At 36.7% G+C, this 13291-nt stretch carries 18 protein-coding genes and 1 riboswitch; of the genes, 8 read left to right on the top strand and 10 right to left on the bottom strand.

The window, feature by feature from the left end:
• Window positions 1-179: 179 nt before the first annotated feature.
• The 6 genes from GX497_04605 to GX497_04630 all read right to left on the bottom strand — a co-directional run bounded on the left by GX497_04605 (window position 180) and on the right by GX497_04630 (window position 3543).
• Window positions 180-410 (bottom strand): MoaD/ThiS family protein, encoded by a 231-nt coding sequence (locus tag GX497_04605; protein ID HHY72504.1) that lies wholly within the window; start codon window positions 408-410, stop codon window positions 180-182.
• Window positions 403-879 (bottom strand): molybdenum cofactor biosynthesis protein MoaE, encoded by a 477-nt coding sequence (locus GX497_04610; GenBank protein HHY72505.1) that lies wholly within the window; start codon window positions 877-879, stop codon window positions 403-405. Before GX497_04610 ends, GX497_04605 begins: the two co-directional genes overlap by 8 nt.
• A complete protein-coding gene (gene mobB / locus GX497_04615) occupies window positions 880-1401 on the bottom strand; it encodes a molybdopterin-guanine dinucleotide biosynthesis protein B (GenBank protein ID HHY72506.1) in 522 nt (173 codons plus the stop codon).
• The gene (locus GX497_04620; protein ID HHY72507.1) at window positions 1392-2660 is read right to left on the bottom strand and encodes a molybdopterin molybdotransferase MoeA; all 1269 of its coding nucleotides are present in this window, start codon (window positions 2658-2660) and stop codon (window positions 1392-1394) included. The genes mobB and GX497_04620 overlap by 10 nt, the downstream gene beginning before the upstream one ends.
• 209 nt (window positions 2661-2869) lie before the next feature.
• Entirely contained in the window at window positions 2870-3208 is a 339-nt protein-coding gene (locus tag GX497_04625; protein HHY72508.1) for a transcriptional regulator, read from the bottom strand.
• 23 nt (window positions 3209-3231) lie between these two features.
• Window positions 3232-3543, bottom strand: a complete 312-nt coding sequence (locus tag GX497_04630) for a metal-sulfur cluster assembly factor (protein HHY72509.1) — start codon at window positions 3541-3543, stop codon at window positions 3232-3234.
• A 171-nt stretch (window positions 3544-3714) separates the two neighbouring features.
• On the opposite strand from GX497_04630, the gene GX497_04635 reads away from it, so the two are divergent.
• The 3 genes from GX497_04635 (at window position 3715) to GX497_04645 (ending at window position 5036) form a co-directional block, all read left to right on the top strand.
• Window positions 3715-4521: an HAD family phosphatase gene (locus GX497_04635; GenBank protein HHY72510.1), complete on the top strand. Its 807-nt coding sequence runs from the start codon at window positions 3715-3717 to the stop codon at window positions 4519-4521.
• 132 nt (window positions 4522-4653) lie between these two features.
• A complete protein-coding gene (locus GX497_04640) occupies window positions 4654-4812 on the top strand; it encodes a hypothetical protein (GenBank protein HHY72511.1) in 159 nt (52 codons plus the stop codon).
• A 2-nt stretch (window positions 4813-4814) separates the two neighbouring features.
• Window positions 4815-5036: a DUF3813 domain-containing protein gene (locus GX497_04645; GenBank protein ID HHY72512.1), complete on the top strand. Its 222-nt coding sequence runs from the start codon at window positions 4815-4817 to the stop codon at window positions 5034-5036.
• A gap of 44 nt (window positions 5037-5080) precedes the next feature.
• Here GX497_04645 and GX497_04650 read toward each other — a convergent pair whose 3' ends face one another.
• The 3 genes from GX497_04650 to GX497_04660 all read right to left on the bottom strand — a co-directional run bounded on the left by GX497_04650 (window position 5081) and on the right by GX497_04660 (window position 7541).
• Window positions 5081-6040, bottom strand: a complete 960-nt coding sequence (locus GX497_04650) for a chemotaxis protein (protein HHY72513.1) — start codon at window positions 6038-6040, stop codon at window positions 5081-5083.
• A gap of 122 nt (window positions 6041-6162) precedes the next feature.
• On the bottom strand, window positions 6163-6681 hold the full coding sequence (locus tag GX497_04655; GenBank protein HHY72514.1) for a hypothetical protein: 519 nt from the start codon (window positions 6679-6681) through the stop codon (window positions 6163-6165).
• Between the two features lie 17 nt (window positions 6682-6698).
• Window positions 6699-7541, bottom strand: a complete 843-nt coding sequence (locus GX497_04660) for a YitT family protein (GenBank protein ID HHY72515.1) — start codon at window positions 7539-7541, stop codon at window positions 6699-6701.
• A gap of 170 nt (window positions 7542-7711) precedes the next feature.
• Here GX497_04660 and GX497_04665 point away from each other — a divergent pair, with 170 nt between their 5' ends.
• Both GX497_04665 and GX497_04670 read left to right on the top strand, forming a co-directional pair.
• Window positions 7712-8569 (top strand): DegV family protein, encoded by an 858-nt coding sequence (locus GX497_04665; protein ID HHY72516.1) that lies wholly within the window; start codon window positions 7712-7714, stop codon window positions 8567-8569.
• A gap of 68 nt (window positions 8570-8637) precedes the next feature.
• The gene (locus GX497_04670) at window positions 8638-8781 is read left to right on the top strand and encodes a DUF3941 domain-containing protein (protein ID HHY72517.1); all 144 of its coding nucleotides are present in this window, start codon (window positions 8638-8640) and stop codon (window positions 8779-8781) included.
• Between the two features lie 75 nt (window positions 8782-8856).
• Here the strand turns inward: GX497_04670 and GX497_04675 are convergent, their stop codons facing one another.
• Entirely contained in the window at window positions 8857-9723 is an 867-nt protein-coding gene (locus GX497_04675; GenBank protein ID HHY72518.1) for a hypothetical protein, read from the bottom strand.
• Window positions 9724-9830: 107 nt separating this feature from the next.
• Between GX497_04675 and GX497_04680 the strand changes: the two genes are divergently transcribed.
• From GX497_04680 to GX497_04690, 3 genes are all read left to right on the top strand, one after another.
• Window positions 9831-10322, top strand: coding sequence for a YajQ family cyclic di-GMP-binding protein (locus tag GX497_04680; GenBank protein ID HHY72519.1), 492 nt, complete (start codon window positions 9831-9833; stop codon window positions 10320-10322).
• A 630-nt stretch (window positions 10323-10952) separates the two neighbouring features.
• On the top strand, window positions 10953-11117 hold the full coding sequence (locus tag GX497_04685) for an aspartyl-phosphate phosphatase Spo0E family protein (GenBank protein ID HHY72520.1): 165 nt from the start codon (window positions 10953-10955) through the stop codon (window positions 11115-11117).
• A 148-nt stretch (window positions 11118-11265) separates the two neighbouring features.
• Window positions 11266-11352, top strand: a riboswitch (SAM riboswitch).
• Between the two features lie 84 nt (window positions 11353-11436).
• Window positions 11437-13290 (top strand): bifunctional homocysteine S-methyltransferase/methylenetetrahydrofolate reductase, encoded by a 1854-nt coding sequence (locus GX497_04690; protein ID HHY72521.1) that lies wholly within the window; start codon window positions 11437-11439, stop codon window positions 13288-13290.
• Window position 13291: the final 1 nt, after the last annotated feature.

A 13291-nucleotide genomic window follows, 5' to 3' on the forward strand; every position in this document is an offset into this window, starting at 1 on the left:
ATCATTCTCATTTATAATTATAAAAAAGTTTACACTTATTTTCAATAGCAAATTAAATATCCAACAAAAATATATGAAATATTTGAAGCTAATAGACAGGATCTGTCCATAAGTCGGTTATAGCGACCAAATTTAATCAGGCCATCTCGAGAAGTATAATCGACTTATGGAGCATCTTTTTATCCACCACTCACTGGTGGAATGAGTGCTACGATATCACCATCGCACAGCTCCAAAGCATCATCCGCATATTCCTCATTTACAGCCACCATTACAGATTGAAGGGATATATTATATTTTTCAGAGATTTTTTGTTTAAGACCTTCTACGGTAATCGGGAGTTCTGTCCAGATAAGCTTTGATTCACCAATCGCTTCCTCAAGATGTGCAAATAATAATATATTAATCATGGCCAAGGTCCTCCTTTTCTGGCTTTCCGGAAGGGTAGGCTTTTTTTTCAAGCTGGTCGCCAATCCACTCTTCTCCATCTTCCCAATGCTCTTTTTTCCATATCGGAACAATTTCTTTTATGCGCTCGATTGCATAACGGCTCGCCTCAAAAGACTCCGCACGATGCGGAGTCGAAACAGCGATGACAACAGCGATATCTGATATTTCAAGCCTGCCAATTCGATGGGTAATTGCGATATTCGCTTCTGGCCACTTTGCTTTGATTTCAGCACCGATTTGCGCTAATTTCTTCTCAGCCATCGACTCATATGCGGCATATTCGAGATAAAGTGTTTTTTTTCCTTTTGTCAGCTCTCGTACTGTTCCAATAAATGTATTAATCGCTCCAGCCTCACAGCGGACAACCTTGTTTGTAACCTGTTCAATCGCAATGGGGTCTTTCGTAATTAAAAATAGTCGCTCACTCAATCAAATCTTCCTTTCAAAATAGGTTTTTATCCAAGTCAAATAGTCCTTTTCATCATTTATATGAAAAGCTGGAATACCTATTTCCCCCTTACAGGGTTTATCCCAATAGATCATTGCCTTAATATTTTCTAACTGTTCCAAAAGAATGTAATCCTCCTCTAATCGTAGCAGCACGACTTTTGGGAAATATTCTCTTTTAAAACCTTCTATAAGGATGATATCAATCGGCAATTGCCTATAAAACGCTACCATATCATTAAGCGTCCAGCCATCGGCATTGAACGCTTCGATTTGCAGCATTCCTTCTCCTTCAACGGCGCTCACCGTTGCACCAGCATGACGATGTTTGGCAGTGTCCTTATCCGCATCGAATGCATCCGGAGCACCACCATGTCCATGGTGCTTAATTGTACCGACGCGAATGCCAGCCTGACTTAATTCCTTGATAATTTTCGTTAGTAAGGTTGTTTTCCCACTATTTTGATAGCCAACAATTTGTAAAATAGGAACTGTTAATTCCACGGCCACTCGCTACCTTTTTGGTCTTCTAGTAACAATACTTCAACCTCGTCACCTGTACTATATCCTCTTGTGCCTCCTGGAAGAATCATGAGCGCATTGCAATCTACTAAAGAAGTTACAACATTTGATTTATCAAGGCCTGATGGCTCGACAAACAATTTGCCGTCATTGTAGACCAACCTACTTCTTACAAATCTTGTAAAAGGATTTGGTTTTGGAAAATCCGTGTATAATGTCGCTTTAATTTTTTGTAAATACGGTTTCTTTGAATGGAACCAGCTTCTAATTATCGGTCTTGTAAATAGTTCAAAGCCTACAAAGCATGCCGATGGGTTTCCAGAAAGTCCAAATAAAAGCTTGCCGTTAAACTCAGCAACAGTAGTCACACTGCCAGGCCTCATAGCAATTTTATTAAATAGAACTGCTGCCCCTAATTTTTTGTATATTTCAGGCATATAATCATAATCACCGACAGATACTCCGCCAGTTGTAATGAGCATATCGACTTCATTCAATGCGTTTTTTACAGCTTCAAAGCATGTGTCAAAATCATCTTCTAATTTTCCAAAATATTTAGGCTCGGCTCCTGCTCTTTTTATTTGCGAAGCAATCATGTAGGCATTACTATTACGAATTTTTCCTGGTTGCATTGCTTCATCTACATCTAATAATTCTGTCCCAGTTGCATAAAGGCCGACGACTGTTTTTTTTACAACTGGCACTTTAGCATATCCAAAAGTAGCTAAAACAGCCTTGATACCAGGATTGATATACCGTCCCTCTTCTACTAAAATTTCTCCTACCTTTGTTTCAGATGCTTGATATGAAACATTATCACCAGGTTTATATGGTCTTTTAATCATCATATAAGGCTTGCCATCTTTTACAATATCTTTTGCCAATTCAAGCATAACAACAGCATTACATTCCTTTGGCATTTGCGCCCCTGTCATAATTCTAACAGCTTGAAAAGGGCCCACTTTCTTCTTTGCTACATAACCAGCACCAATCTCCTCAATAACCTCAAATTCAATAGGTTGATCTTGGGTTGCATCCTTTGAATCCTCAGCTCTAATCGCGAAGCCATCATATGGTGAGCGATCAAATGGTGGAATATCATGGCTTGCCTTAACATCCTCCCCTAAATATCTTTCATCACATTCATTTATAGAAACGTATTCAATATCTCCCTTAAGAGCATATTTCATAACGCGATTGACTGCTTCTGCTACTTTAATTGGGTCTCTTTTATCCAGCAATTGTATTGCCCCCTTAATTAACAAGGCTATTTAACACACCTTAACTAATTTTAAATATATAGTCAGTATATTACTGTGATAAATATCACTGGTTTACTAGTATCTTTTATCAATATATAGAAAAACTCCATTTAGAGCCAATTTTTTAATTGAAATTCCTTAAAAATTGACAATAAATAGAGTTGTTATTGCAACAAAGGTTGATTTTCCTAAGATAGGGTTAAAACCTCATATTGCGTAGATAGCTCAATAAACTTATCCATTCCACTAATTTCTCCGGCTATTATCTTGTCTGTAACCTCATAATAATCAGCACAAGTTTTACATGCCAGCACTTGGACGCCTTGTTCATAAAGTTCTTTTAAGTGAACAGAAACTAGGGATTGTTCAGTCATCGTTAAAACACCGCGATTCATACAAAAAATCGCTTTCGGCTTTTGTTCTTTTTGTTTTAAAAGCGTAAAAAACGTTTCTAAAATTCCCTCACCTAATTGTTGATCGCCTTGACCAAGCTGATCTGATAATAATAGAATCACTTTATTTTCCACGTTTTTTTCTCCCTATATTCTTTTTAATCTGGAATTCCTAATGCAATTTTTGCATAACGGGACATTTTGTCCTTTGACCAAGGTGGGGTCCAGACAATTTTGACAATCGTTTCTTTAATTTCTGGTAAATCCGCTAGCACACTTTTTATATTACTTTCAATCGTCCCCGCTAATGGGCAGCCCATAGAAGTCAACGTCATTTCAACGGTTAAAATCCCATTTTCATCTAAATCCAATCCATATACTAATCCTAAGTTAACAATGTCAACACCAAGTTCAGGGTCTAACACATTTTCTAACGCACCGAAAATATTTTCTTCTAAAGCCTTATCCATTTTATAAAAACCCCTTTCATTAAGCATTTTTCTTATTATATCCTACCACTTTTACGTAAACCGTAAAAGATTTAAGCCTTGAGCAAAAATTTCTTTTAAAGGCAATATTCTAGACAAAAATATCAATTATAACTACACTTGATATAGCATAGCTAGAAAGGACTTGACACGATGAAACCTCATTTAATTGCCGTTGATCTCGATGGAACTCTTCTGAAAAACAATAAAACAATCTCTAAGCGAACATTAGACACCATAAAGCATGTACGTGAGCGCGGCCACCAAGTCATGATTGCTACTGGAAGACCATTTCGTGCCAGTCAGTTCTATTATAAGCAAATGAAATTAAACACACCGATTGTAAATTATAATGGAGCCTATATTCACCATCCAAAGGATGAGGCTTGGGGAACATACCATTCCCCACTAGCTTTAAACGTTGCACAGCAAATTATTGATACCTGTAATAAATATAATATTAGGAATATTATGGCACAGGTTAAAGACCATATTTTCCTGCAAAACCATGATGAAGATATTATGGAGCTGCTTAGGTTTGGAAACCCACAAATCCATACAGGCCAGGTTCGGGAAAATTTAAAAAGCGACCCAACCTCGATTTTAATCCATTCTAAAGAAGATGAACTTGACAGTATTCGCAAGCAACTTTCACAAGAAGTAGGAAGCTTTATTGAGCATCGTTCGTCAGGTTCACCTTGGAATATTATTGAGATTATTAGAGCGGGGATTAATAAGGCGATTGGAGTTAAACAGGTTGCAGAATCTTTTCAAATACCAGAAGAACGCATTATAGCCTTTGGTGATGAGGATAATGACATCGAAATGCTACAGCTTGCGAAATATGGCGTTGCCATGGGCAATGCTATTGATGACGTAAAATCGGTAGCCTATGATGTTACGAATACGAATGAAGAAGATGGTATCGCTTATTATTTAGAAAAGTTTTTTAGATTATAGTTTGCACTTCGCTTATTTTCCTAAACAGCATTTTTTTTACACACTCCCCCTTACATAACTAATAGCTTCGTGATTCAAAATAAGGACGAGTCATTTATGACTTAAGAGATCTCATGTATAGGGGGAATCTTAATGAGTAAGAAAAGTAAATCAAAACGGTTCTATCAGCAAAGTGCCGATGCTATTCAGAGATATCATGAAAAAATCCCTTATTACTCAACATTAGCCGAAGTGGAAGAAAAACAGAGAAAGCACGAAGATCAAGTTGATTCGTCCCTTGGAGGCATCTAATTATGGGAAATAAACTTTTTCAATTAGCAAAAGAAGCCGTTCATTTAGCAGAAACAACGACAATGGCTGCGACAACACCTAATCATTTTCAAGAGGCACAAACAAATATAGATAAAGCTAAAAACCAAATTTCTTCTGCTTTTGCTAACTCAACTTCAGCAGAACAAATGCAGCTCCAGGAGCTGCAGCAAAGGTTGGATGAAATACAAAATAGTATAAAATAAATAAAAAAGCGTAAGCGCCTCATTTATAAGGCGCTTGCGTTTTGCTAAAATTTGCTTTTAGCCTGTTTTAATTGGTTTATTCCCGTTGCTAATTTCTGATCAACAACTTCCGCATCATCAATATGTTTCATAATCGCATCATTTACATCAGAAAAAATGTCAGTTGTTACACTAATTTCTTCCATAACATCAGCACTGTATTCCTTTTGCTCTTTAATCGTTTTGATTACATCATTGACCTCTGTTTGAACGACTTGAATAACATTTTGGATGATATCGATTTTCTCAGTCGTCGTTGTACTTAAAGAAATTCCTTCGTTCACAAATAATATACTTTTTTCATTTGCTGTTAATGCTTCATCTATCTCAAGTTGGATTTTTTGAGTAAGCTCACTTATATTTTTCGTACTATTAGCCGTGTTCTCTGCAAGCTTGCGGACTTCACTAGCTACAACAGCAAAGCCTTTTCCATGTTCCCCAGCGCGGGCTGCTTCGATTGAAGCATTAAGCGCTAAAAGATTTGTTTGTTCGGCGATATCTGTAATGACTTTGACAATATCCTCAATCTCTTTGGAGCGAATTCCCAGCTGTGTCATACTTGCAGATGTTTCCTTCGACTGCTCCCCTAGTTGTTTAATGAGCGTTTCAACTTTGCAAACAGAGTCGCGCCCTTCTATTGACTTTTGCACCATTTCAGTTGTAGATTCAATTAGAGCTTGTCCTTTTTCAGTCATCGTTGTGGAAATTCGGTTGGATTGTTCGCTTATTTTGTTAACTTTATCGAACCGCTCTTTAATTTTTAATACAAATTGTGCTAGGACATGATGCTGTTCATTTACTATTTCATGCTGACTAACAGTACTTGTTAATTCTTGGTATAAACTATCTAATAATAACTCTATATCTTTTTTGGAATATTGATTGCGCTCCACTTCATTCAATTTTTCACGTAGCTTAGCATTTTCAGCTATTAATCGTTCGATTTCTTTTTTTTGGCCAAACATTGCTACATCCCCCTCCATCACACAATCTTTCTATCCGAACTACTTCTTACTATACATGAATTATAAAATTATTTTAACAAAAAAACTCCCATTTCATGAGAGTTTTTTGTGAACATTATCATTTAATAGCCAAATTCGTCTAATTTTGTATAATATTGATTGATTGTAGATTGATCTTTAGAACTTTTCTCAAATAATTCCAACGTTAGTGTACCATTAAGCGGAAGAAGATCTTCAGGTATCGTAATTTTTAATTCAAAAGGCTCCCAAGCTGGTGCGCCATTTTCTAGTGCTACCTTCGTTTCTTCAATCTGATATTCATGGCCGTCTTCCACTGTATAATAAAAAACGCCTTCGAAGACACTGGCTTCACCTTTTACAATATATTTGCCGTTACTTCCGGATAAATCAATATTGCGAAAAGCACTGTTTTCCGTCTCTATTTGTTTGTCATTATCATTCACTTCAGGGGAGCGCTCAGGATCTTCCTGTGAAGTTTCAGGCTTATCATTTGTTGCTTGCCCTGCTTCTTGTCCTCCATTTCCATTTATCCCCTGTACTTCGCCTGTTCCACATGCTGACAATGACAATATCATAAGTGCTGCTAAAGTAATAATAAGTCCTATTTTTCTAAAACTCATACGTATTCCCCTCCTAATTAATTTTTGCGAAAGAACCCGAAAATCCCTGCTGTTTCAACAATATTAGTAAATGCTTTTGGATCAACTTGCCTAATAATCCTCTCTAAATCAAATAATTCATACCTTGTGATTACTATAAGCAGCATTTCCTTATCTTCCTTCGAGTAAGAACCTCTTGCAGGAACAGACGTTATTCCTCTTACTAGCTTTTCATGAATTGCTTTTGTTAGCTCCTCACCTTTATTTGTAATAATCATTGCTGTCAGCTTCTCATGTCTAGTATGAATCGTATCAATAATCCGCGTTGTTACGTAAAGAGTAACTAACGTATATAATGCTTTTTCCCATCCGTATAATAGGCCTGCTACTATAATTATAACTGAATTTATCGCAAAAATATATGAGCCAACGGGCTTATCCTTCATTCTTGATAAAACCATCGCAAGAATATCGACACCACCTGTAGATGCTCCCCATTTCAATGTAAAACCAACACCAACCGCAGATATAACCCCGCCAAATACAGCATTTAAAAGGATATCCTCTGATAATGGATAAACAGGGATTATTTCTAAAAAGAATGTCGTTGCCGAAACACTAATAAAACTAAAAATTGTAAAGGCTCTGCCAACTTTCATCCACCCTAAAATAGTGACTGGGATATTTAATAAAAATAACAAAATACCTGTAGAAATCGTTAGTGATGTATATTCAGTTAGCACGCTTGATAATAGCTGAGCAATCCCTGTAAACCCGCTTGCATAAACCTTTGCCGGAATTAAAAATAAATTCAAGCCGACTGCATATAGAAATGCGCCAGCTAAAACAACAATAAGTTTTTTCGTTAGTAACCAATATATTTTAATCCACCTCCAAAAACATTCTGCACTATTCTATATCCTATCGGGACTCATATTCCTTATAAAACGATGGTACCCTATCAATTGTATATTACCCACAATATACGTACAATATGGAGGAAAAGGTAATTATTTCTGAATGGCAATTATTCTTGAAAGGAAAGATTGATATGAGTGTGAAAATACTTGCTGATAGTGCCTGTGATCTGCCTCTAGAGTTATTTCAAACATTAAATATAGAATTACTGCCGCTAGTTGTTCAGATTGATGATCAACAATTTTATGATTTAGAAACGATTAAGCCCGAGGAACTTTATAAAGAAATGCGAAATGGCAAGGCTCCGAAAACAGCCCAAGTGCCACCTGCAAGATTTGAAGAAGCATTTGTGAAGTATGCAGAAAAAAATGAAACATGCATTTATATTGCTTTTTCTTCACAGCTTTCAGGAACATATCAAACAGCAACACTTGTAAAAGATGATATTGCAGAAAAATTCCCAAATTTTGATTTAACGATTATCGACACAAAAGCTGCTTCCCTAGGCTACGGTTTAATTGTAAAAAAAGCAGCTGAATTAGCTATGGAAGGCAAAGGGAAAAACGAAATCCTTGCTGCCATTGAATTTTATTGCAAGCATATAGAGCATCTATTTACGGTAGATTCACTAGAGTATTTATACCGCGGCGGCCGTGTCAGCAAAACATCGGCATTTGTCGGCGGGTTGCTGAATATCAAGCCCATTTTAAACGTTGAAGACGGCAAATTAGTCCCTCTTGAAAAAATAAAAGGTCGAAAAAAAGTATTAAAACGAATCATCGAAATTATGAAGGAACGCGGTGACAGCCTTCAAGATCAACTTGTTGCCATCAGTCATGGTGATGATTTGGAAACGGCGGAAACAATGCGGGATTTAATCAAAGCTGAATTCGGCACAGAGGAATTTCTTATTCATACAGTTGGTAGTACCATTGGAGCGCATTCTGGTCCTGGAACGATTGCGATATTCTTTTTAAATAAGCAGGGATAAACAGGCATAATCCTTCCAAATAAAGCGAAAAATAAAATTTGAACAATAACGGAAGGAGAGAATTTTATATGCAACCATGGAATTCAATTGAAAAAGATAATGATAAAAAGCCTATCGACAACAACGCAAAGCGGGCGAAGAAAAACGAAATGCGTGAAGCTAATAGGCAAGCGGGTAAAAGACAATATTCTAAAGAAACCAATCATTTATAGGTTTTTTCGGTGTCTCTTTTACATTTCTACCCTCAAAATGAATATTGCTACATTTTGAGGGTACAATCTGGCTTTCTATTCATCCTTTTTAAAATAAGTCCAGCCGTTTTCCTGATAAACCTTTCCTTCCTTCATAAGCTTCCCTAATGCCCGCTTGAAAGCACCTTTACTAATTCCGAATTTAGCCTCAATATCATCAGGTTGGCTTTTATCCCAGTACGGCATGGCTCCATTTCGTGTTTCCATATAAGCGAAAATCTTACTAGCATCATCGCCCATTACTTCATGTTTTCTCGGCAACAATGACACATTGATTGTGCCATCTTCCTTCACATCAATTACACGCCCGGTCACCTTCTCACCAATCCGTGGCTCTTCCTTCCGTTCACTTTCATGAATAAAGCCAAGATAGCCCTCATCCGTAAAAATAAACGATCCCGAATATAAAGTACGATAAATTCTTCCTGTAACATTTTTATTAAATAAAGACTTGTCCGCCATTTTGGCAATCTCCTCGAAATCAGCCTCTTTCGCAAGTCTAACAAACAAACGCCCATTTTTGCCAATTTCTAAAGTACAATATACTTCATCACCAGCTTGAGGCCAGACTTGTTCTAATGGTGGCAGATCATCCTTTGATAAAAGCATTCCTTTATCAATGCCAATATTAACGAAAACACCTAATTCCCGCTTCACTTCCTCCACTTTCGCCCAACCAAATGCATTTATCGTTATCGCAGGAAGCTCCATTGTTGCGGCAATTCTTCCTTGACGGTCTTGAAATAAAAATACTTCTATATCCTCATTTTCTGCTAACTCATCCCTCGTCATATCATTATGGTGAAGCAAAATTTCCTGTTCACCATCTGTTAAAAAATAACCAAACGGTGCTTCATGCGATGCCTTCAAAGTCGTTATTGTACCCGGTATAATATTGCTCATCATGATCCCAGCTTTCTATATTTATTCACCTTTTCTATTATGTTGCATTTTACCAACATTTAATAGAAAATAAAAGCATATCGGCTAATTTCTGGAGGGATGGAAAAATGGCAAGTGAAAGCTCATTTGATATAGTTTCAAAGGTTGACACACAAGAGGTTTCAAACGCAGTCACAATGGCACTTAAAGAAATTGGGACCCGCTATGATTTTAAAGGAAGCAAAAGCAATATTTCACTAGAAAAGGAAGAACTAGTACTTATCTCCGATGATGAATATAAGATGGAACAACTAAAGGATGTTCTTATTAGTAAATTAATTAAAAGAAATGTGCCTACCAAAAACTTAGAATACGGAAAGTTTGAACCCGCTTCTGGTGGCACTGTCCGCCAGCGAGCAAAACTTGTCCAAGGAATCGATAAAGACAATGCCAAAAAAATCAATACCATTATTAAAGATTTAAAGCTAAAAGTAAAATCACAAATTCAAGACGATCAAATTCGTGTTTCTGGCAAAAGCAGAGATGACTTACAAAAAGTAATTGCCGCCGTAAAGGGTGCGGATTTACCGATTGATGTGCAATTTATTAATTACAGGTAAAAAATAACGGAAAGCTAACTGAATTTTCGCCTAGCCTAAAAGCAAAATTTTCAAGTTAGCTTTTTTTATTTCGTTGTTCGGGCTACGTTCGACCTTTCACGTTAATTTTTCGCCGACAAAAATATACAGAAGCATGGCATATGTTTTAAGGGAACTTTCCATTTATTCCGCATATTTTGGTAACTATCCCACAAAATATAAAGTATTTGACCGTTATCCTTATTTAGGGTATCTTATTCGATACACCAGTAGGGGTAATCAAATGGCGTTTTTAGATAAATACCTATTATTTACAAATGGTGCACTAGGAGGAAGTAAGCAACATGCAGAAAAAAATTATTATTGTTGGTGGCGCTACTGCCGCAGCGAGATTAAGACGATTAGATGAAAACTCTCATATTATTCCACTAAAATAAAAAAGTATAACTTAAGTGTTGCTGTTCTATGGATTCAAAGCAAAAATAGTTTGGGTTTTAATCCACACTTTTTTTGCTTTTTTTGTATTTTTTTGGATTTTTATACGAAAGTGTGATTAATTTCACATCGTCCAATAGTTTAAAAAGTTATAATCTAATCATAATATTATTACCAAAACGGTGAGAGCGTATGGAAACAACCCTTAACATGCAAATGGAATGTCTCAAATTATTAATTGAAAAAAAACGTAAGCAAATGATTCATTACGGGCTTCGGCATGGATTTACGAATATTAAAACCATCACATTATCCCAAGAATTGGACAAGCTCATCAATCAAGTTATTCATTTAAATCACAAATCAAGACAAAATGCATGAAAAGTCTACAGTATTAAAAACACTGTGGGCTTTTTTACTTAACAACATATAAATGTTGTTAACTTTTATTAATTTCGTAATTTCTCTTGTAAAATCTTCTATACTATAGTAAATTAGGAGAAACAAAAATGAACATATATTTTTCATATTCTTATCCTGAGAGGTGGAGGGACTGGCCCTATGAATCCTCAGCAACCAGCCAATTGGTCAGGTGCTAATTCCAGACAGATAAGAAGAAGAATTGCCCGTCAAGTAGTCTTCTTCTTAATTGAAGGAGACTTTTTGTATTAAAAATATTATTTATGTAGCAGGTGGAAGAATGGGATTTTTACAAGACTTACAAAATCGTATTTTAATAGCAGATGGTGCGATGGGAACGCTCCTTTATTCATATGGGGTTGATTTTTGCTTTGAAGAATTGAATCTACTTCAACCAGAGCGGATCACACAAATTCATGAAACCTATATTGAAGCCGGAGCAGAAGTTATTCAAACAAATACGTACGGAGCAAATTTTTTAAAACTATCTAGATACGGTTTAGAAGAACAAGTAAAAGAAATTAATGCCGCAGCCGTTCAGCTAGCTAGAAAAGCTGCAAAAGAAAACACCTATGTTATGGGTACTTTTGGCGGCATCCGTGGCATTAAAAAAAGTGCAGCCGACATGGATGAAATTAAGAAATCATTCCATGAGCAGCTGTACACTATCCTCACAGAAGGCGTTGACGGAATATTATTAGAAACATTTTATGATTTAGAAGAAATAAAAACGGTACTCGAAATCGCCCGAAAGGAAACTGATTTGCCAATTATTTCGCAAGTTTCCATTCATGAAGTTGCTGTTTTACAGGATGGTACACCTCTTTCAGCGGCTTTGAAACAACTAGAAGAGCTTGGTGCAGATGTTGTCGGTTTAAATTGCCGCTTAGGGCCGCATCATATGATTCAGGCGTTACAAGAGGTGCCATTGCCGAAGAAGGCATTCCTTTCCGCCTATCCAAATGCTAGCTTGCCCGATTATGAGGATGGCAGATTAATATATGAATCTGATGATGTTTATTTCGGCGAGTGTGCGATTCACCTCCGCAACGAAGGAGTGCGTCTAATCGGCGGCTGTTGCGGGACAACACCAAAACATATCAAGGCCGTTAGTGAAAAACTAAAAGGACTAACACCAGTAACCCATAAAGATGTAAAAATAAAAAACGAGAAAAGCATGATTACGATTGCTTCAAAACCTAGTAAACCACATCTCCATGAAATTGTTGCTAAAGAACGGTCTATTATCGTGGAGTTGGATACGCCGAAAACGTTAAATACTGCAAAATTCCTTGAAGGGGCAAAAGCTTTAAAGGAAGTTGGTATTGATGCCTTAACAATGGCTGATAATTCATTGGCCTCACCAAGAATAAGCAATCTGGCGATGGGGTCTATTGTCAAAAATGACATTGGCTTACGCCCACTCGTTCATATTACATGCCGAGACCGCAATTTAATTGGTTTGCAATCCCATTTAATGGGCTTAGATGCTCTAGGAATTGATCAAGTGTTAGCGGTCACTGGAGACCCGACAAAGGTGGGTGATTTCCCGGGTGCAACATCAGTCTATGACCTATCATCTTTTGAGTTAATTAATTTGATTAAGCAATTTAATGAAGGCATGACGTTTTCGGGGAAACCTTTACAAAAGAAAACAGCATTTTCAGTTGCAGCGGCTTTCAATCCAAATGTCCGCCACCTTGATAAGGCTGTGAAAAGGCTTGAGAAAAAAGTTGAATATGGCGCAGATTATTTTATAAGCCAGCCGGTATTTAATGAAGAGCAATTTTTACAAATATATGAAGCAACAAAGCATATCGAAAAACCAATCTATATTGGAATCATGCCAATCGTCAGCACCCAAAACGCTGAATTCCTTCATAACGAAGTACCAGGAATCAAATTGACTGACGATATTAGAGCAAGGATGGCTCGCTGTGGGTCTGATCGAGAAAAAGCTGAGGCGGAAGGTATAGCGATTGCAAAATCTTTAATCGATAGCGCATTTGATTTATTTAATGGAATTTATTTAATTACGCCATTTATGCGCTATGAAATTTCGGTGGAACTAGTTAAATACATTCAAATAAAAAAACAGAAACTAACAAGTTTTTATGCTAAGAAAGGACGATAAA

Source organism: Bacillus sp. (in: firmicutes) (genome assembly GCA_012842745.1).
GTDB lineage: Bacteria > Bacillota > Bacilli > Bacillales > Bacillaceae_J > Schinkia.

What these genes read in the sequence shown, in the direction of transcription:
- GX497_04605 (HHY72504.1), bottom strand. Translation starts at nt 410, where the DNA reads ATGATTAATATATTATTATTTGCACATCTTGAGGAAGCGATTGGTGAA.
- GX497_04630 (HHY72509.1), bottom strand. Translation starts at nt 3,543, where the DNA reads ATGGATAAGGCTTTAGAAGAAAATATTTTCGGTGCGTTAGAAAATGTG.
- GX497_04635 (HHY72510.1), top strand. Translation starts at nt 3,715, where the DNA reads ATGAAACCTCATTTAATTGCCGTTGATCTCGATGGAACTCTTCTGAAA.
- GX497_04640 (HHY72511.1), top strand. Translation starts at nt 4,654, where the DNA reads ATGAGTAAGAAAAGTAAATCAAAACGGTTCTATCAGCAAAGTGCCGAT.
- GX497_04645 (HHY72512.1), top strand. Translation starts at nt 4,815, where the DNA reads ATGGGAAATAAACTTTTTCAATTAGCAAAAGAAGCCGTTCATTTAGCA.
- GX497_04650 (HHY72513.1), bottom strand. Translation starts at nt 6,040, where the DNA reads ATGTTTGGCCAAAAAAAAGAAATCGAACGATTAATAGCTGAAAATGCT.
- GX497_04655 (HHY72514.1), bottom strand. Translation starts at nt 6,681, where the DNA reads ATGAGTTTTAGAAAAATAGGACTTATTATTACTTTAGCAGCACTTATG.
- GX497_04665 (HHY72516.1), top strand. Translation starts at nt 7,712, where the DNA reads ATGAGTGTGAAAATACTTGCTGATAGTGCCTGTGATCTGCCTCTAGAG.
- GX497_04670 (HHY72517.1), top strand. Translation starts at nt 8,638, where the DNA reads ATGCAACCATGGAATTCAATTGAAAAAGATAATGATAAAAAGCCTATC.
- GX497_04675 (HHY72518.1), bottom strand. Translation starts at nt 9,723, where the DNA reads ATGAGCAATATTATACCGGGTACAATAACGACTTTGAAGGCATCGCAT.
- GX497_04680 (HHY72519.1), top strand. Translation starts at nt 9,831, where the DNA reads ATGGCAAGTGAAAGCTCATTTGATATAGTTTCAAAGGTTGACACACAA.
- GX497_04685 (HHY72520.1), top strand. Translation starts at nt 10,953, where the DNA reads ATGGAATGTCTCAAATTATTAATTGAAAAAAAACGTAAGCAAATGATT.
- GX497_04690 (HHY72521.1), top strand. Translation starts at nt 11,437, where the DNA reads ATGGGATTTTTACAAGACTTACAAAATCGTATTTTAATAGCAGATGGT.